The sequence below is a fragment of the Streptomyces sp. CA-210063 genome (assembly GCF_024612015.1).
GTDB lineage: Bacteria > Actinomycetota > Actinomycetes > Streptomycetales > Streptomycetaceae > Streptomyces.
Window position 1 is genome coordinate 6302408 of the sequence record NZ_CP102512.1, and the last position, 17876, is coordinate 6320283.

19 protein-coding genes are annotated in these 17876 nt (G+C 69.7%); 11 read left to right on the top strand and 8 right to left on the bottom strand.

Going from position 1 to position 17876, the window contains the following annotated elements:
- Nucleotides 1-32 precede the first annotated feature (32 nt).
- On the top strand, nucleotides 33-1970 hold the full coding sequence (locus JIX56_RS27650; protein ID WP_257544513.1) for an outer membrane protein assembly factor BamB family protein: 1938 nt from the start codon (nucleotides 33-35) through the stop codon (nucleotides 1968-1970).
- 272 nt (nucleotides 1971-2242) lie between these two features.
- Complete coding sequence (locus JIX56_RS27655; RefSeq protein WP_257544515.1) at nucleotides 2243-2938, top strand: helix-turn-helix transcriptional regulator; 696 nt, start codon at nucleotides 2243-2245, stop codon at nucleotides 2936-2938.
- 97 nt (nucleotides 2939-3035) lie between these two features.
- Here the strand turns inward: JIX56_RS27655 and JIX56_RS27660 are convergent, their stop codons facing one another.
- The 4 genes from JIX56_RS27660 to JIX56_RS27680 all read right to left on the bottom strand — a co-directional run bounded on the left by JIX56_RS27660 (nucleotide 3036) and on the right by JIX56_RS27680 (nucleotide 5713).
- A complete protein-coding gene (locus JIX56_RS27660) occupies nucleotides 3036-4262 on the bottom strand; it encodes a serine hydrolase domain-containing protein (RefSeq protein WP_257544517.1) in 1227 nt (408 codons plus the stop codon).
- 71 nt (nucleotides 4263-4333) lie between these two features.
- Nucleotides 4334-4618 (bottom strand): DUF397 domain-containing protein, encoded by a 285-nt coding sequence (locus tag JIX56_RS27665; protein WP_306819884.1) that lies wholly within the window; start codon nucleotides 4616-4618, stop codon nucleotides 4334-4336.
- Nucleotides 4619-4646: 28 nt separating this feature from the next.
- On the bottom strand, nucleotides 4647-4853 hold the full coding sequence (locus JIX56_RS27675) for a DUF397 domain-containing protein (RefSeq protein ID WP_257544519.1): 207 nt from the start codon (nucleotides 4851-4853) through the stop codon (nucleotides 4647-4649).
- 8 nt (nucleotides 4854-4861) lie between these two features.
- Nucleotides 4862-5713, bottom strand: a complete 852-nt coding sequence (locus JIX56_RS27680) for a helix-turn-helix domain-containing protein (protein ID WP_257544521.1) — start codon at nucleotides 5711-5713, stop codon at nucleotides 4862-4864.
- Nucleotides 5714-5933: 220 nt separating this feature from the next.
- Here JIX56_RS27680 and JIX56_RS27685 point away from each other — a divergent pair, with 220 nt between their 5' ends.
- Genes JIX56_RS27685 through JIX56_RS27695 form a run of 3 tightly spaced genes read left to right on the top strand, consistent with a single transcriptional unit; the run spans nucleotide 5934 to nucleotide 7562 of the window.
- Nucleotides 5934-6344 carry an ATP-binding protein gene (locus JIX56_RS27685; protein WP_257544522.1) on the top strand — a complete coding sequence of 137 codons (411 nt, stop codon included), beginning with the start codon at nucleotides 5934-5936 and terminating at the stop codon, nucleotides 6342-6344.
- A 32-nt stretch (nucleotides 6345-6376) separates the two neighbouring features.
- Nucleotides 6377-7255, top strand: coding sequence for a hypothetical protein (locus JIX56_RS27690; protein ID WP_257544524.1), 879 nt, complete (start codon nucleotides 6377-6379; stop codon nucleotides 7253-7255).
- On the top strand, nucleotides 7239-7562 hold the full coding sequence (locus JIX56_RS27695; protein ID WP_257544526.1) for a hypothetical protein: 324 nt from the start codon (nucleotides 7239-7241) through the stop codon (nucleotides 7560-7562). The genes JIX56_RS27690 and JIX56_RS27695 overlap by 17 nt, the downstream gene beginning before the upstream one ends.
- 33 nt (nucleotides 7563-7595) lie before the next feature.
- Here JIX56_RS27695 and JIX56_RS27700 read toward each other — a convergent pair whose 3' ends face one another.
- Both JIX56_RS27700 and JIX56_RS27705 read right to left on the bottom strand, forming a co-directional pair.
- Nucleotides 7596-7961 (bottom strand): hypothetical protein, encoded by a 366-nt coding sequence (locus tag JIX56_RS27700; protein ID WP_257544528.1) that lies wholly within the window; start codon nucleotides 7959-7961, stop codon nucleotides 7596-7598.
- 19 nt (nucleotides 7962-7980) lie between these two features.
- A complete protein-coding gene (locus JIX56_RS27705; protein ID WP_257544530.1) occupies nucleotides 7981-9660 on the bottom strand; it encodes a sodium:solute symporter family protein in 1680 nt (559 codons plus the stop codon).
- A gap of 150 nt (nucleotides 9661-9810) precedes the next feature.
- On the opposite strand from JIX56_RS27705, the gene galT reads away from it, so the two are divergent.
- The 3 genes from galT to galK all read left to right on the top strand — a co-directional run bounded on the left by galT (nucleotide 9811) and on the right by galK (nucleotide 13095).
- Nucleotides 9811-10872 (top strand): galactose-1-phosphate uridylyltransferase, encoded by a 1062-nt coding sequence (gene galT / locus JIX56_RS27710; RefSeq protein WP_257544532.1) that lies wholly within the window; start codon nucleotides 9811-9813, stop codon nucleotides 10870-10872.
- Entirely contained in the window at nucleotides 10869-11831 is a 963-nt protein-coding gene (gene galE / locus JIX56_RS27715) for a UDP-glucose 4-epimerase GalE (protein WP_257544534.1), read from the top strand. Before galT ends, galE begins: the two co-directional genes overlap by 4 nt.
- A gap of 103 nt (nucleotides 11832-11934) precedes the next feature.
- Nucleotides 11935-13095, top strand: a complete 1161-nt coding sequence (galK, locus tag JIX56_RS27720; protein WP_257544535.1) for a galactokinase — start codon at nucleotides 11935-11937, stop codon at nucleotides 13093-13095.
- A 30-nt stretch (nucleotides 13096-13125) separates the two neighbouring features.
- Here galK and JIX56_RS27725 read toward each other — a convergent pair whose 3' ends face one another.
- Nucleotides 13126-13581, bottom strand: a complete 456-nt coding sequence (locus JIX56_RS27725; RefSeq protein ID WP_257551157.1) for a GNAT family N-acetyltransferase — start codon at nucleotides 13579-13581, stop codon at nucleotides 13126-13128.
- Between the two features lie 249 nt (nucleotides 13582-13830).
- Here JIX56_RS27725 and JIX56_RS27730 point away from each other — a divergent pair, with 249 nt between their 5' ends.
- Nucleotides 13831-14613, top strand: coding sequence for a LuxR C-terminal-related transcriptional regulator (locus JIX56_RS27730; RefSeq protein ID WP_257544537.1), 783 nt, complete (start codon nucleotides 13831-13833; stop codon nucleotides 14611-14613).
- A gap of 29 nt (nucleotides 14614-14642) precedes the next feature.
- On the opposite strand, the gene JIX56_RS27735 is transcribed toward JIX56_RS27730, so the two are convergent.
- Nucleotides 14643-15140, bottom strand: a complete 498-nt coding sequence (locus JIX56_RS27735; protein ID WP_257544539.1) for a MarR family winged helix-turn-helix transcriptional regulator — start codon at nucleotides 15138-15140, stop codon at nucleotides 14643-14645.
- A gap of 171 nt (nucleotides 15141-15311) precedes the next feature.
- Between JIX56_RS27735 and JIX56_RS27740 the strand changes: the two genes are divergently transcribed.
- Both JIX56_RS27740 and JIX56_RS27745 read left to right on the top strand, forming a co-directional pair.
- Entirely contained in the window at nucleotides 15312-16130 is an 819-nt protein-coding gene (locus tag JIX56_RS27740; RefSeq protein ID WP_257544541.1) for a trans-aconitate 2-methyltransferase, read from the top strand.
- 218 nt (nucleotides 16131-16348) lie between these two features.
- The gene (locus tag JIX56_RS27745; RefSeq protein ID WP_257544543.1) at nucleotides 16349-17710 is read left to right on the top strand and encodes an MFS transporter; all 1362 of its coding nucleotides are present in this window, start codon (nucleotides 16349-16351) and stop codon (nucleotides 17708-17710) included.
- Nucleotides 17711-17876: the final 166 nt, after the last annotated feature.

Below are 17876 nucleotides of genomic sequence, written 5' to 3' on the forward strand. Positions count from 1 at the left end.
TCCACCCAGATCCGCTCCGAGGTATCCACGTCATGACGCAGCCGCCGCCCCCGCCGAACCAGCCGCCGGGCCCGCCCCCGAACCAGCCGCCCGCCCAGCCCCCGCAGGACGCCCCGCCGCAGGGCGGCTTCGGCGCGCCCACGCCCCCGCCGCAGGGCGGTTTCGGCGCCCCGACGCCCCCGCCGCAGGGCCCGCCCGCCCAGGGGCCGGGCTACGGCTACCCGCAGGCACCCCCGGCCCAGCAGACCCCGCCGCCGGCCCAGCCGCCGCAGGGCCCCCCGCCCGCGCAGGGCCCCGGCTACGGCTACCCGCAGCAGACGCCTCCGCCCCAGCCCGGCTACGGCTACCCGGGCCAGCCGGGCCAGCCGGGCCCCTACGGCCAGCAGCCGCAGCCGGGCCCCTACGGCCAGCAGCCGTACGGCTATCAGCCGCAGACCATGCCGATGCAGCCGCAGGTGGGCCAGGCCCCGGTCGGCAAGAAGAAGCTCAACTCCACGGCGATCATCATCACCGCGGCGGTCGCGGCCATCGCGCTCATCGTCGGCGGCGGCGTCTATGTCGCCACCTCCGCCGGGGACGACGACAACGGCAAGAAGGACACCGCCAGTTCGGAGGGCACGACCGGCGGCAAGAACGACCCCAAGGGCGACGACGGCGGCACGTCGTCGTCCGGCGGCTCGTCCACCGGCGGCGTCGAGGTGCCGACCGAGGCGCAGGAGAAGGTGCCGTCCAGCACCGGCGCGAAGATCCTCTTCCAGGTGCCCGCGCACGAGGTCAAGGAAAAGCTGCAGATCGACAGCGTCAAGGGCTCCTGGCTGACGAAGACCACGTACGCGAAGGCCGCCGTCAACCAGATCATCGGTTACGACCCGGACAGCGGGAAGTCCAAGTGGACGCTGGACCTGACCGGTCAGACCTGTGCGAGCTCCCGTGAGGTCACCACCGAGGGCGTCGCCGTCGTGGTGACGGAGGCGGCCAAGCGCAAGAACAAGGACGACCGCCAGCCCTGCACCGAGGTCACCGCGTTCAACGTGGAGACCGGCAAGGAGCTGTGGACCAAGAGCTCCGAGCTGAGCGGCGAGAAGGTGCCGTTCGGCGAGGTCACCATCTCCGGTACGACGGTCGCCGCGGCCGGCGGCTACTCCGGCGGCGCCGCCTTCGACGTCAACTCCGGCAAGGTGCTGTGGTCGCCGAAGGTCGGCGAGTGCACCGACGAGGGCTACGCGGGCGGCGCCCAGCTGATCGCGGTCCGCAAGTGCGGCGACTACGGCAGCGAGACCTTCGAGATCCAGCTGCTCGACCCGAAGTCGGGCAGCGTCAAGTGGACCTACAAGGTGCCGTCCGGCATCCAGCGAGCCAAGATCATCTCCACCAACCCGGTGGTCTTCGGTGTGGTGACGGGCAGCGACGTCCCGCTGACCGGCACGACCGACATCTTCTCGCTCGACGAGAGCGGCAAGCTGCGCGCCAAGATCTCCATCCCGGACGACAAGTACAACTACGAGTGCCCGGTGCGCGGCGTCTGGGCCTGCAAGGGCATCTACGTCGGCAACGACAAGGTGTACATGCCGACCGAGAACCACGACGGCACCGGCTCGTACAGCTCGACCAACGAGATCGTCTCCTTCTCGCTGGCCACCGGTAAGTCCACCGGCGACCGGGTCGACGCGGGCGACGACTACGAGCTGTTCCCGATCCGCATGGACGGGCCGAACATCATCGCCTGGAAGGACGGCCCGTACGACAAGGGCTCCCAGGTGGTCTCCGTCGACGGCAAGACGCTGAAGCAGACGGTGCTCCTGGAGACCCCGGCCACCGACACGGTCCGCTCCACGATCAGCAGCATGGTCCCGACGATGAGTGAGCTCCTCTACACCGACGGACGGCTCTTCATGGGCAAGGAACTCGTCAGCCAGCCGTACTCGAAGGACGAGAAGGAGTACACGGCGCTCGGCTTCGGGGCGAAGTAACCCCACGCGCCCCCTCGGCCTCGCTCGACGGCCCCGTCCCAGCTCAGGGGCGGGGCCGTGGACGTATCCCTCATCACGCTCGAATCGGAGGGAATTTCGGTAATCCGGGGCACTTCTCTCCGATAGGGGGAGCGCAACGTCGAACAAGCGTGTAGCTTCCGGGGGCATGAGAGCGGGGGAGCAGACGGGGAAGTCGGGGGGCTTCTGTCCGTGAGCACCGGTGGGCAGCCATAGTTGGCAACCATTGGGGGGACTGGGGGGTGGCTGGCTCGATGGGAGTGCGGCTCATGGTGGTCGACGACCACCGACTGCTCGCCGAGGCGCTGGCCTCGGCGCTGAAGTTGCGGGGGCACCGGGTGCTCGCCGCGGCGGCACCCGCCGCGGGCGCGGCGGAGCTGGTGATCACAAGGGCACCCGAGGTGTGCCTGCTCGGCACGGCGACACCCGCCGAGCCGGGCATATTCGACCCGGTGGTGAAGATCAAGCGGGAGCGTCCGCAGGTGGCGGTACTGGTCCTCGGCCCCGTACCCAGCCCGCGCGGCATCGCGGCCGCGTTCGCCGCGGGCGCGTCGGGCTACGTCCGGCACGACGAGCGCATCGAGGGGGTCGAGCGGGCCATCATGAAGGCCCGCGCGGGAGAGGCGGCGGTGGCGCCGCAACTGCTGCAGAGCGCCTTCAGCGAACTGCTGAACCCCGCCGCCCAGCCGGACGACGAGGGCCAACGACTCCTGCAGATGCTGACGCCCCGCGAGGTCGAGGTCCTGGTCCGCGTCGCGGACGGCGAGGACACGAGACTGATCGCTGCGGGCATGGGCATCGCCCCGTCGACGGCCCGCACGCACGTGCAGCGGGTGCTGATGAAGCTGGGGGTGGGGTCGAGGCTGGAGGCGGCGGCGCTGGCGGCGCGCACGGGGTTGCTGGACCGGGCGGGACCGGTGCCGCAGGCTCCGCCGGGGGTGGGGGGGTAGGGGTTCGGCCTCGGCCCCGGCGGCTGCTTCCGATGCTGTCGGCGCATCCGGCCAACGGTTACCTATTGGCTCGCGAGTCCCATCCCGATCGGCCGTTTCACGGCGTGTCGTGAGACGGTGCGGACACTTGTTTCTGGGCGCACACGGCGTGGTCGATCAGGTCCGTGATGCCCCGGATCTGGCGTACGGCGGTCGCCTCGTCGCCCGGCCGGCTGTGTACGGAGACGGTGACCGAGACCCGGCCGTCTGGCGTGGTCGCGGGCCACGCCAGATAGCCGAAGCCGCTGCCGCTGTGGCCCCAGTAGCCGCCGCCGCAGGTCAGCGGCGTCCACGCCAGCCCCAGTCCGTAGCGCGAGCCCGGCACCTCGTCGGGGGCGTCGGGCACGGCGACCGTGCGTCGCATCTCGGCGAGTTGGGCGGGGGCGAGGAGCTTGCCGCTCAGGAGCGCGGAGAAGAAGCGGTTGGTGTCGGCGGTCGTACTGATCATCGAGCCGTCGGCGTCTCCGTCGAACGGGAGGTAGGCGAGGGTGGTGTCCGTCATGAGGCCGCCCCCCGACTCGGACGGCTGGAACTGCTGGTAGTTACGGGCGTGGGGACGGGGGAGACGCGGGTCGTCGCCCGGCGCGTAGGTGTGCGTGAGCCCCAGCGGGCGCAGGATCCGATCCCGCACCTCCTGGTCCCAGGTCCGGCCGGTGACCGCCTCGATCACCATGCCGGCCAGGATGTAGTTGGTGTTGGAGTACTCCCAGCGGGCCCCCGGCTCGAAGACGGGAGGGTGTGTCATGGCGAACGCGACGCGCTGCTCCGAGGTGTACGTCGTCGAGCGGTGCTTGAGGTATCCGGCGGCGCTCATGTCCGGGACGACGTCCGCGGTGTAGTCCGGCAGCCCGCTGGTGTGCTGGAGGAGTTGCCGGACGGTGACCCGCCGCCCGTCATTGCCGTTGCCCCGAACCACCCCCGGCATCCACCGGTCCACGCTGTCCTCCAGCGACAGCCGCCCCTCGCCGACGAGTTGGAGGACCACGGTCGCGACGTACGTCTTGGTCGTGCTGCCGATACGGATGTACCCGGCGGGCGGCACTGGCGTCCCCGTGGCGAGGTTGCCCACGCCACTGAGCACGGTCTGTTTGCGGCGAGGCGCGTCCAGCCGCACGGACACCCCGGTCACGCCGGTGTCCCGTAGGGCGTCAGCGTCACGTTGCAGGGGGTCCGAGGTGGTGGCTTGGGCACGGGCTGGGGCGAGCGCTGCGAGGAGCGCGAGGGCGAGACCGAGGGCTGACGTTGCGGTCGTTCGGCCGGCGGCGTGGGGCGTGGGGGAAGGCATGCGACCACCGTAGGAACGCCCGTTCCGGCCCTGCCATCCGGCGGGCCCCCGCGCGCCGACGGGGGTTTTCCTCAGTCCGCCGTACGGAGGCGGCCGGCCTTTATGCGGTGGAGGAGGCTGGCGAGGGGGGTGGGGGTGGTGCTGAGGTGGGTGGTGGGAGTGTCGGACTCGCGGAGGTGGAGGGTGGCGGGGGAGGCGGCGATTTCGACGCACGCGTTGCCCTCGGCGCCACCGGAGAAGGTGGACTTCTGCCAGTAGTCGGGGGCTGCGGCCAGTTCGACGCAGGTGTCTCCTTCGCCGCCTCCGGAGAACGTCGATCTCTGCCAGGTGCCGGGGCTCATCATGGGCTGCCTCACGGTTCCTTCGTCCGAAGAGCTTCGGTGATCACGGGCGGCGCGGGGTGAACCTGCCGGAGTTTATTGCGCGGAGGAGTTCCGTGACGGGCACGGGCGTGGTGGTGAGGATGGCGGTGGGGGTGTCGGATTCACGGAGGCCGAGCAAGTGGGGTGATATGGCGGCCAGTTCGACGCAGTTGTTGCCGTCACCGCTGCCCGAGAAGGACGACTTCTGCCAGTTGTCGCGGGTGGTCACGGCACGCCTCACAGCTCTTTCGTCAACCTGTGGATGAAGTCACGCGACCGCTCGGGGGCGAGTGACGCAGCCTCCACTTTACGGAAAAGCGTTCGAAAAGTGGTGAGTTGGGCCTCGGAGTCGATGAAGGCGGCGCCCTGCGGCGCGTCGCGCAGCGCGGTGTCCAGCTTGGGTACCGGCCCGCCAATGTACGTCATGCCGTTCGTGGCTCCGGCGAAGCCGTCCAGGTCGAAGGGGATGACGCGCACGCTGATGTGTTCCGCTTCGGAGAGGTCCAGGATGCGCGTGAGTTGGCTTCGTGAGGCGGCACGGTCTCCCACTCTGATGCGCAGCGCGGCCTCGTGGATCACCGCCTCGTACGAGACTGGGCCGGGTTCCTCGATGATCACCCGGCGCTGTGTTCGGTGCCGCACGCGCAGGTCGAGGTCGGCCTCTGGAAGCTCGGGAACTCGATACCCGAAGACGGCGCGGGCGTAGTCCGCTGTCTGGAAGAGGCCGGGGATGTGCAGAAACTCCACGTCGAGCCGATACGTGGAGTGGTACTCCAGCTCGGCGAGGTCCAGGAACGACGTGGGCAGCAGGCCCCGGTACTCCTCCCACCAGCCGCACGCCTTCTCGCCGGCCATCGCCACCAGCGCGTCGATCAATTCCTTGTCCGTGCAGGAGTAATGGGCGGCCATCTGCCGTACGCGTTCCTTGCTGACGCCCGCCGTGCCGGACTCGATCTGGCTCATCTGTGCCGAGTCCGTCCCGAGTAGGGCGGCGGCTTCACGTCCCTTGAACCCTGCGGCCTCACGCAGTTTCCGCAGTTCGGCACCGAGGCGCTCCTGACGTGCGGTGGGCTGCTGCCTGCGCGGCATGACTTCCTCCCCAACTGCTGTGAAGCAGTGTCTCGTTCGAGGGGAAGATTACGGCAACGACTTGCCTGGGCCCAAAATGTGGCCCTACTGTCAGTGACGCGCAGCACGCGCTGCGGAACGCCGGGCCCCCGGAAGCGCACCACTCCGTCACGCCACGACGGCTGAGGCAATGCCACCGCCCGCCCCGACCAACTCCCCACCCCCTCCACGGAGCTGACCCATGCCCGAAAACGACTCCAAACCCTGGGAGTACGTCCTCCACATCCCCCAGGACCCCCGAGCCGTCACCGTCTCCCGGCGCACCCTCCGCCTCATCCTGACGATGCACGGCCTCACCGCCCTCCTGGACACCGCCGAACTCCTCGCCACAGAGCTGATCGCCAACGCCGTACGCCACACCAAGGGCCCCGCGGCCCTCCGCGTGCGCTGGTCGGGTGGCGCGCTGTGGATCGGCGCCTGGGACGCCGACCCCGAACCACCGGAACCTCCGGGCCGGTTGGCGGAGCCCGGCGCGGAGGACGGCCGAGGCCTCGCCCTCGTACGCGCCTGCACGGACGTATGGGGCTGGCAGCCGTCGTCCCGGTTCGGGCACCGGGGCAAATACGTGTGGTGCGAACTGATGGCCGCGTAGCTCGTTGAACACGCCGACAGAAAGGAGATCCGATGGTCAGCTCGCCGCACGAGGCGCTGCATCAGATCTGCCAGAAGGACACCGACGGCATGATCCGCAGCTTCCGGAGGCTGTTCCACGTGCCGTTTCCGGAGCCTCGCTCGATCTCCGTGGTCAACACGGACTTGACGGAGATCGCTCCGGTGGAGCGCCGGGTGGACAGCCTGGTGCGGGTGGACACCGACGAGGGCGCCTTCCTGCTGGTCCTGGAATCGCAGGGAGAGAAGGACGACAGGAAGCGGGGCAGCTGGCCGTACTACCTCGCGTACCTCCACGAGAAGTACCGCTGCGAGCCGGTGCTGATCGTCATGACCCAGAGCCGTGCCACCGCCCGATGGGCCGCCCAGCCCATCCGGTTCGGTCTGCCGGACTGGGCCTCGCTGGTCGTACGGCCGCTCGTCCTCGGGCCGGACAACGTGCCGGTGATCGCGGACGAGGCGGAGGTGGCGCGGGATGTCACCCTCGCGGTGTTTTCGGCGATCACGCATGGTAAAGGCCGGGATGCCGCTGCGATACTGGAACCACTCGCAGCGGTTCTGGATACCGTGAACCCTGACACTGCGTCGGTGTTCGCGGAGCTTGTCGAGTCAGGCTTGGTGGACGCCCAGGCGAAGAAGGTGTGGAGGGAGCTGATGATGCCGGTGAACTACTTCTTCAAGAACCCGGTCGCGGTGAAGCTGCGAGAAGAGGTGCGGGTGGAGGAGCGGATCGCGGGCATCCTGCGCACCCTGGATCGGCGTCACATCCTGGTACCGGACTCCGTGCGGGAGCGCGTGCGCAGCTGCACCGACCCCGAGGTGCTCCAGGTCTGGCTGGACCGCGCCTACGACGTCACCGACGCGGCAGACCTGTTCGATGACGACGAAGCCTGATGCGGCGAACGCGGGCTCGGAGAACGACCGGACTCCATGGAAGCTGCCCCCGCACATCTGGCACCCGTCGGCACGACGAGCATGGCTGGAAGCTGCGGAAAGGGCCTGGACCGAAGGCTATGTGGAAAGCTTTGAGCAGCGCCGTCTGCAGCGCCTGGTCCTGAGACTCCTCTACTGGCGAGATATCGAGGCGCCGCCCGCCGTTCGCAGCAAGATCCTGGCGACCACCGACTTGGACAAGCTCAAGATCTTGCGCGACCGCGCCTACGAAGTGACGGACCCGGCTGACATCTTCGCCCCCGAGTGACGTGTGAGGGCCGGGATGAACTCCGGCCTTCACTCACTCGGAGTCCTCCCCCGCCACCCGCTCCACATCCACCGGTGGAGGCGTAGGCCTGAGCCACAGCCACCCCAGAAAGAAAACCCCCAGCCCCAGCATCCCCACCCCCGTCCACAGGTTGATGTTGACCCCCTCCGCCTTGTCGATGTCGGCGTCGGAGGCCGTGATGCCGGCGAGGGTCACGATGATGCCGTAGACGACGAAGAGGCCGCCGATGATGCGGCGGATGTCGAAGAGCTGGGCGGCGGTGGCGGACTTGCCCTGGAGTTCGGTGACCTCGCGCTGGACGTCGCGCTCGGAGTACCCGGAGGAACCGGGGTGCTCGGGGGGACCGGAAGAGCCCGAGGAGCCGGGGTGTTCGGACATGTGGATCAACCCTCCGGTGTCAGAACGAGAACGGGATGTAGCACGCCGCAGCCAGGACGACCGCGCCCCAGCCCAGCAGCGCCGGCCTCCGGTACCACGCGTCGTCGCCCTCGCCGGGCGGTTCGTCCATGCCGGGGGAGCGCGTGCCGTAGACCAGGCCCTGGAGGTCCTCCTCCGGTTTGGGGGCCGTGAAGAGCGAGACCGCCACCATCACCACCGCGCCCGCCACGAAGCCCGCGATCGCGGAGACGAAGTTGGCGCCCTGGTCGGAGGGGATGTCGATGATCTCCTGCTTGTAGAGGACGAAGTAGTTGATCATTGCCGCCGTCGTGCCGGCCAGCAGGCCCCAGAAGCCGGACTTCATCGACGCGCGCCGCCAGAACATGCCGATGATGAAGACGACGAACATCGGCACGTTGAAGAAGGAGAACAGCGTCTGGAGGTAGCTCATGATGTTGGAGAAGGAGGACGCCAGGAAGGCCGTTCCGATGGAGGCCAGTACGCCGATCGCCGTGATCAGGCGGCCGAAGCGCACGTAGTAGGCGTCCTCCCTGTCCCGCACCACGTACTTCGCCCAGATGTCGCTGGTGAAGACGGTGTTGAAGGACGAGACGTTCGCCGCCATGCCCGCCATGAACGCCGCCAGCAGGCCGGTCACGGCGATGCCGAGGACGCCGTTCGGGAGCAGGTCCTCCATCAGGTACGGGATCGCGTCGTTGTACTGGTAGCCCGACTCGGCGGTGCCGAACCGCGGGACCAGTACGGCGGCGACCAGTCCCGGGATCATCACCAGGAAGACGATGAAGATCTTCGGGAAGGCGGCGATGAGGGGGGTGCGCTGGGCCGCCGAGAGGTTCTTCGCGGACAGCGCGCGCTGCACCTCCGCGAAGTTGGTCGTCCAGTAGCCGAAGGAGAGCACGAAGCCGAGGCCCAGGACGATCGTCAGCCAGTTCGCGCCCAGTGGATTGTCGCTGCCGATGCCTGTCCCGCCCCAGGCCGTCACGAAGTCGGGCCCATGGCTTCGCGTCAGTGAGTCGGACAGGCCGTCCCAGCCGCCGACCTTCTTCAGGCCCAGCACCGTGATCGGGATGAGGGCCGCCAGGATCACGAAGAACTGGAGCACCTCGTTGTAGATCGCCGAGGAGAGACCGCCCAGGGTGATGTACGCCAGCACGAAGACCCCCGCGACGCCGATCGACACCCACTCGGGCCAGCCCAGCAGCGCCTCGACGACGATGGCGAGGGCGTACAGGTTCACCCCGGCGATCAGGATCGCGGCGAACGCGAACAGGACCGAGCTGAGCAGATGCGCGCCCCGGTCGAAGCGCAGCAGCAGGAACTCGGGCACCGACCGGACCTTGCTGCCGTAGTAGAAGGGCATCATCACCAGGCCGAGGAAGACCATGGCCGGGATGGCGCCGATCCAGTACCAGTGCGTGGTGTAGACGCCGTACTGCGCGCTGTTCGCGGCCATCCCGAGGATCTCGGTGGCGCCGAGGTTGGCCGCGATGAACGCGAGGCCCGTCACCCAGGCCGGCAGGGACCGCCCGGAGAGGAAGAAGTCCAGGCTCGTCCTCACGGACCGCCGGGCGGCGAATCCGATGCCGAGGACGACGACGAAGTAGAGGGCGAGGATCGTGTAGTCGAGCCAGTCGACGGGGAGCCGTAGCTCGGCCGCGAGTTCGGCGGGTTTCTCCATGCGCAGCTCGCTTCAGTTGGCATTCTGGTGATCTTTGTTTAATTTTGATGGTGACGAGGGTGGGGACTTGTGCTTTGATGTGTTCGGTTCTGTTTGATGAGTCGATGTGATGTATCGATTGCCTGATGCGGTACGGATGGGGAGTCCGGCGTGAAGAAGACCTCGACCCGGCTGGCCGACGGTCGTGAGCTGATCTACTACGACCTGCGCGACGACACCGTCCGCGACGCGGTGGACAAGCGGCCCCTGGAGCGCACCGTCACCACTTCGGAGGTGCGGCGGGACCCGCTGCTCGGCGACTCCGTCGCGATCGCCTCGCACCGCCAGGGGCGCACCTATCACCCCCCGGCGAACGAATGTCCGCTCTGCCCCTCCGAGGGCGACCGGCTCAGCGAGATCCCCGACTCCTCGTACGACGCCGTGGTGTTCGAGAACCGCTTCCCGTCGCTGGCCGGTGACGCCGGCCGCTGCGAGGTCGTCTGCTTCACCTCGGACCACAACGCGGCCTTCGCCGACCTGACCGACGAGCAGGCCCGTCTCGTCCTGGAGGCGTGGACCGACCGCACCGCAGAACTGTCGCATCTCCCCTCCGTGGAGCAGGTGTTCTGCTTCGAGAACCGCGGTGCCGAGATCGGTGTGACCCTGGGGCACCCGCACGGGCAGATCTACGCGTACCCCTTCACCACGCCCCGTACCGCCCTGATGCTGCGTTCGCTCGCGGCCCACAAGGACGCCACCGGCGGCGAGAACCTCTTCGACGCCGTCCTGGAACGGGAGCTCGCCGACGAGCGGATCGTGCTCCAGACCGAGCACTGGGCCGCCTTCGTGCCGTACGCGGCGCACTGGCCGTACGAGATCCACCTCTACCCGAAGCGCCGCGTGCCCGACCTGCTCGCGCTCGACGAGGACGCGCGCTCAGAATTCCCCAAGGTTTATCTGGAACTCTTGAGGCGCTTCGACCGGATCTTCGGCGAAGGTGAGCCTCCGACGCCGTACATCGCGGCCTGGCACCAGGCCCCGTTCGGCGCGCTGGAGGAGTTCGACGGCGTGCAGCGTGAGGACTTCGCGCTCCACCTCGAGCTTTTCACCATCCGCCGCACCTCCGGCAAGCTGAAGTTCCTCGCGGGTTCCGAATCCGGCATGAACGTGTTCATCAACGACGTGCCGCCGGAGCGCGCGGCCGAGCGATTGCGAGAGGTAGCGAGTTCATGAGCGGTAAGTACCTGGTCACCGGTGGCGCGGGCTATGTCGGCAGCGTGGTCGCCCAGCATCTGCTGGAGGCGGGCCACGAGGTCGTCGTGCTCGACAACCTCTCCACGGGCTTCCGCGAGGGCGTGCCCACGGGCGCGTCCTTCATCGAGGGCGACATCCGCGACGCCGCCAAGTGGCTGGACGCCTCCTTCGACGCCGTCCTCCACTTCGCCGCGTTCTCGCAGGTCGGCGAGTCCGTCGTGAAGCCCGAGAAGTACTGGGACAACAACGTCGGCGGCACCATGGCGCTGCTCGGCGCGATGCGCGAGGCGGGCGTCCGCAAGCTGGTCTTCTCCTCCACGGCCGCCACGTACGGCGAGCCGGAGACGACCCCGATCGTCGAGTCCGCGCCGACGAAGCCGACCAACCCGTACGGTGCGTCGAAGCTCGCCGTCGACCACATGATCACGGGTGAGGCGGCGGCCCACGGCCTGGGTGCCGTCTCGCTGCGCTACTTCAACGTGGCCGGCGCGTACGGCTCCTGCGGTGAGCGCCACGACCCCGAGTCGCACCTCATCCCGCTGGTCCTCCAGGTCGCGCAGGGCAGGCGGGACGCGATCTCCGTCTTCGGTGACGACTACCCGACCCCGGACGGCACCTGCATCCGCGACTACATCCACGTGGCCGACCTCGCCGACGCCCACCTGCTGGCGGTGGACGCCGCCGTCCCCGGCGAGCACCTCATCTGCAACCTGGGCAACGGCAACGGCTTCTCGGTGCGGGAAGTCATCGAGACCGTCCGCCAGGTGACGGGCCACCCCATCCCGGAGGTGGTCGCGCCCCGCCGCGCCGGCGACCCGGCGACCCTGGTCGCCTCCGCCGCCACGGCCCGCGAGCGGCTCGGCTGGAACCCGTCCCGCGCGGACCTCGCGGAGATCGTCGCGGACGCCTGGAAGTTCGCGCAGGCGCACGCCGAGTAGGGCGTCTTCGCGCTGTCGCACGCCAAGTAGTGTGCCGGGTCGGCCAGTTCGTCGGTCGATCCAGTTGTTCGTCGGTTGAGTACGGAAAGGTCAGGGTCAGGGGATGAGCGAGGCTGTCGTCGTCGCCGAGCGGTTCGAGGAGCTGTACGGGGCGGAGCCGGAGGGAGTGTGGGCCGCGCCGGGCCGGGTGAACCTCATCGGCGAGCACACCGACTACAACGACGGCTTCGTCATGCCCTTCGCCCTCCCGCACACCACCGTCGCGGCGGTGTCCCGGCGCACGGACGGACTGCTGCGCCTGCACTCCGACGACGTCGAGGGCGGCGTGGTCGAGCTGTCCCTCGAAGGGCTGACCCCGGAGGCCGACCGCGCCTGGACGGCGTACCCGTCCGGCGTCGTCTGGGCCCTCCGCGAGGCCGGCCACACGGCGGTGACCGGCGCGGACATCCACCTCACCTCGACGGTCCCGACGGGCGCCGGCCTCTCCTCCTCGGCGGCCCTGGAAGTGGTCGTGGCCCTCGCCCTCAACGACCTCTTCGACCTGAACCTCAAGGGCTGGCAGCTGGCCCGCCTGTGCCAGCGCGCGGAGAACGTCTACGTCGGCGCCCCGACCGGCATCATGGACCAGACCGCCTCCGCGTGCTGCGAGGCCGGCCACGCCCTGTTCCTCGACACCCGGGACCTCTCCCAGCGCCAGATCCCCTTCGACCTGGCCGCCGAGGGCATGCAGCTCCTCGTCGTCGACACCCAGGTCAAGCACTCCCACAGCGAGGGCGAGTACGGCAAGCGCCGCGCCGGCTGCGAGAAGGGCGCCGCCCTGCTCGGCGTCGACGCGCTGCGGGACGTCGCGTACGACGAACTGGACGCGGCCCTCGACCGCCTCGGCGACGACGAGGAGGTCCGCCGCCTGGTCCGCCACATCGTGACGGAGAACCACCGGGTGGAACAGGTCGTCTCCCTCCTGGAGTCGGGCGAGACCCGCGCGATCGGCCCCGTCCTGATCGAGGGCCACGCCTCCCTGCGCGACGACTTCCGCATCTCCTGCCCCGAACTGGACCTCGTCGTCGACACCGCCGTCGCCTCGGGCGCCCTCGGCGCCCGTATGACCGGTGGCGGCTTCGGCGGCTCCGCGATCGTCCTCGTCGAGGCGACGACCGCGGACACGATCACCAAGGCGATCGAGGAGGCCTTCGCCGCGGCCGGCTTCACGGCACCCCGCGTCTTCGTGGCGGTGCCGTCGGCGGGGGCGCGACGGGTGTCCTGACCTCGGCGGCAGTCCTTCCCGGAGCGGCCGTCAGCCGAGCCTTTTCGTCAGTGTGTACTCCGTGATCCCCGGCGGATAGTCGGGGATCACGCACACCACCTCGTAGCCGAGGCGCTTGTAGAACTCCGGTGCCTGGAAGTCCCAGGTCTCCACGCGGGCCGAGCGGCTGGCGCGTTCGTGGGCGGCCGTGCGTTCGGCCCACGACAGCAGATGCGAGCCGAGGCCCGCTCCCCGGTGGTGTTCGTCGACCCAGAGATAGGTGATGTGGAGCCAGGTGGCCCAGGTGTGGCCGACCAGGCCGCCGGCGAGATCACCCGCCTCGTCCAGGGCCCAGACCTGGAGCGGAACCTCCCGTGCGCCGGGGGTTCCGCGCAGCTTCTGGAGGACCGGCGAGGCCGCGGTGTTGTCGGCACGCAGTCGGGAACGCAGCAATTGGCTTCGTTCCTTGTCGACTTCTGTCTCAATACGAAACATGTGGCACACCATAAACGTGCTGGACAACCAGTTCTGCAAATTACCTTCCGCTCCTGCCACCCGGCCTTACTCTGATGAACAGCGCCGGTGGGGGCCGGTGTGATCAGGGGGCGAGACAGTCGGGTACGACGCCCGGAGTGGGGGTAAGCGGTTCAGCACGGCGGCGGCCGTGCGGCTGCGACGCCCCGTCCCAGGTGTAAACCGGGGAGCGCTCCGGGCGCCGTACTCGCGCCGGTCGTCCCCCGACCAGTGGGGGTTTCAGTGGTTCGCATCCGAGTCCTGGTCGTCGACGACCACCGTATCTTCGCCGAGTCGCTCGCCGCGGCCCTTGCCGCGGAGCCGGACGTGGACGTGTCCGCGGCCGGCAGCGGTCCCGCCGCGCTGCGCTGTCTGGACCGCGCGGCGGCGGAAGGGCGCAAGTTCGACGTGCTTCTGGTCGACGCCGACCTGGGGGGCCATGCCCATGTCCCAGGCGTGCGTCCGGCCGCCGTACCCGTGTCCGACGGCGGCGAGGACGGGCTCGTGGACGGCATATCGCTGGTCGCGGGCGTGCGTTCGGGACAGCCGAGCGTACGGACCGTCGTCCTCGCCGAGAAGGACGATCCGCGCCGGGCCGCGCTCGCCCTGCAGGCCGGGGCGTCCGGGTGGGTCGCCAAGGACTGCTCGCTGTCCCGGCTGCTCACGGTCATTCGCGGTGTGCTGCGCGACGAGACCCATCTGCCGCCCGCGCTTCTCACCGGCGTCCTGCGGGAGTTGACCGCCGCGCGCAAGCACCGCACGGAGAGTGAGCGGCTCGTCGAGTCCCTCACCCCACGTGAGCGGGAAGTACTTCGGTGCATGGTGGCGGGGCTGGGGCGCAAGGCCGTCGCCGAGCGCCTGTTCCTCTCCCCGCACACCGTCCGCACGCATATGCAGAACGTCCTCGGCAAGCTGGGCGTGCACTCCACCCTCGCCGCGGTCGCGCTCGCGCGCCGGGCGGGTGTCGGGCCGGTCGATCTGGGGCCTGCCGGGCGGATCATGCCGGAGGAAAGTAGCAGCGCCTGATCACCGGCAGGGTCCGCCCGGGCAGGCCCTCAGCCGGGGATGTTGTCGAACGGGGCGGTCAACTGGCGTAGCAGGCCGGCCAGTTCGCTCCGCTGGGCGTGGGACAGCTCGGCCAGGATCGCGCGTTCCTGGTCGAGGAGTCCGGCGAGCGCCTGGTCCGCGCGGTCCCGGCCCTCGTCCGTCAGCCGGACGAGGACGCCCCGGCGGTCACTGGGGTCGGGCAGCCGTTCGACCAGGCCTTTCTTCGTCAGCCGGTCGATACGGTTCGTCATCGTGCCGGAGGTCACCAGCGTCTGCGTGAGCAGCTGACCGGGGGAGAGCTGATACGGGTTTCCGGCGCGCCTGAGCGCGGTCAGCACGTCGAACTCCCACGGCTCCAGCTGGTGCTCGGCGAACGCCAGCCGGCGCGCGCGATCCAGGTGCCGGGCCAGCCTGCTCACCCGGCTGAGTACTTCCAGCGGCTCCACGTCGAGGTCGGGGCGCTCCCGGCGCCACGCTGCGACCAGCCGATCGACCTCGTCCTCCATGACGATCAGTGTAGTGGTTGTGTCGACATGAAGTCTCTTGAGATCGAGAAAGTTAGGGCCAAGTCTCTTGACTTCGAGATATTCGCCCCGCGACAGTGGAGTCGTCCGGAGCCGACGGGTGACGCCCGGCAGGTATCGGAGCCCGGAGGAGTCACGAGGAGGTAGTCCCCCATGCCCGCCACCACCCCCACCTGGGACCCCCAGCAGTACCTGCGGCACGCCGGCCACCGTGCCCGCGCCTTCGTCGACCTGCTCGCCCACATCCCCGAACCGCCCGCGAAAGCCCCGCGCATCGCCGACCTCGGCTGCGGCCCCGGCAACGTCACCCGCCTCCTCGCCGACCGCTGGCCCACCGCGCGCATCACCGGGTACGACAACTCGCCGGAGATGCTCGACAAGGCCCACGTCGACCACGAGGGGCCCACCCCGGGCGGCGGCCGCATCGACTTCGCCGCGGCGGACGTCCGCACCTGGGTGCCCCCGGAGCCGTACGACCTGATCGTCAGCAACGCCACCTTCCAGTGGGTCCCCGGCCACCTCGACCGCTTCCCCGCCTGGATCGACGCCCTCACCCCCGGCGGCACCTTCGCCTTCCAGGTCCCCGGCAACTTCGACTCGCCCAGCCACCGCCTCATGCGCGAACTCGCCCACTCCGCCCGCTGGCGGGACCGGCTCGGCGACACCCTCCGTCACGACGACGCGGTCCACACCCCCGTCGGCTACCTCACCGCCCTCGCCGACCTCGGCTGCGAGGCCGACGCCTGGGAGACCACGTACGTCCACCTCCTCCAGGGCGAGGACCCGGTCCTCGACTGGGTCAAGGGAACGGGACTGCGACCGGTCCTCACCGAACTGGGCCCGGACGCCGCCCCGTTCCTCACCGACTACCGCACGGCCCTGCGCGAGGCCTATCCCTCTACCCCCCACGGCACGCCGTACCCGTTCCGCCGCATCTTCGCCATCGCCCACAAGCCGCAGGCCGGCCGGTGATCACCACTCCATCGGAGTCAAGGGCCGGCTGAAGGCGTACTGCTTCGGCGTCCTCGGCATGACGGAGAGCGCGAAGCCGCCCGCGCGCGGTGTGCGGGGGGCATCGCGGAGGGCCGGTCGGCGATGTCGATGTTGTGCAAAATATTGACGGCGGGCAGATGCGCGCCTACCTTCGCGGTGTTCCTCCCTCGTTCCCCCTTAGCTCCAGGGAGACCCGCATGTCCCCGTCCCCCCTCCCCAACCCCGCCGAGCAGGCCGAACAGGCGCTGCGGACAAGGCAGTTGCGTCGTGTCGCGCTCTCCGGGCTGCTCGGTACGGCCGTCGAGTTCTACGACTTCCTCGTCTACGGAACGGTCGCCGCGCTCGTCTTCGGCCAGCTGTTCTTCCCCGGCGCCGACCCGGCCGTCGGCACGATCGCCGCGTTCGGCACCTTCGCCGCCGGCTATGTGGCCCGCCCGCTCGGCGGCATCATCTTCGGGCACTTCGGCGACCGGCTCGGCCGTAAGTCCATGCTGCTGCTGACCATGGGCCTGATGGGTGGCGCGAGCTTCCTGATCGGCCTGCTGCCCACCTACGAGACCATCGGCGTATGGGCGCCCGTGCTGCTGATCACCCTGCGGGTGCTGCAGGGCATCGCCATCGGCGGTGAATGGGGCGGCGCCACCCTGATGGTCGTCGAACACGCCGGGGAGAAGCGGCGTGGGCTGTGGTCCAGCTTCACGCAGATGGGAGCACCGCTCGGCTCCCTGCTCTCCTCGGTCGTCGTGACGCTCGTGGTGGCGATGCCCCGGGACCAGTTCGCGGCGTGGGGCTGGCGCGTGCCGTTCCTGCTCAGCGTCGTCCTGCTCGGCGTCGGCCTCTTCGTCCGGCTGAAGGTCGTCGAGAGCCCGCTCTTCACCAAGGTCAAGAAGGACCGCGCCGAGGCCCGGATGCCGATCGTCGACGTACTGCGCCGACCGCGCGCGCTGGTGCTCGCCGCCTGTGTCGGCATCGGCGCCTTCACCGCGCAGTCCCTGCTGACCAGCTACCTCATCTCGTACGCCACCGGTATCGGCTATCCCCGGCCGCAGGTGCTGACCGCGCTCACCGTCTCGGCGTCCGTCGCGCTCGTCGTACTGCCGTGCGCGTCGGCGCTCTCCGACCGCGTCGGCCGCCGCCCGGTCGTCCTCGCCGGAGCCATCGCCTCCGCCGCGCTCGCCTTCCCCGTGCTCGCGCTGGTGGACTCGAAGTCACCCGGACTGCTGATCCTCGCGGTCGTCCTGGGCCACGGCTTCGCGCAGTCCGTGATGTACGGGCCGCTGGGGGCGCTGCTCACCGAGATGTTCGGGACGAAGGTCCGCTACACCGGGGCGTCCCTCGGGTACCAACTGGCCACGCTGATCGGTGCCGGGTTCTCGCCGATGATCGCCGGGAGTCTGGTGGCGGCCAACGGCGGGTCCAGTACGCCGATCTCGCTGCTGGTGTGCGGAGGCGCGGTGATCACCGCGGTGACCGTGTGGTTCGTACGGGAGACGCACCGGGAGTCGCTCGGCGAGGTGTCCCTCCGGGAGGGGGCCGCGAAGGAGGAGGTGGCCTCCTAGGTCGGTGGGCCGAGCCCCGCTCGGGGTGGTGGTCGGGGGGCTGCGGGGCGTCGTTCGGCTGCGGCCGCGTGGGGCTTCTCGCGCAGTTCCCCGCGCCCCTCTCGGGGCGCGGTCGGAGCCCGGCGCTCCGATTCCGTACCCCGGACCGCACCGGCCCCGATCCCTG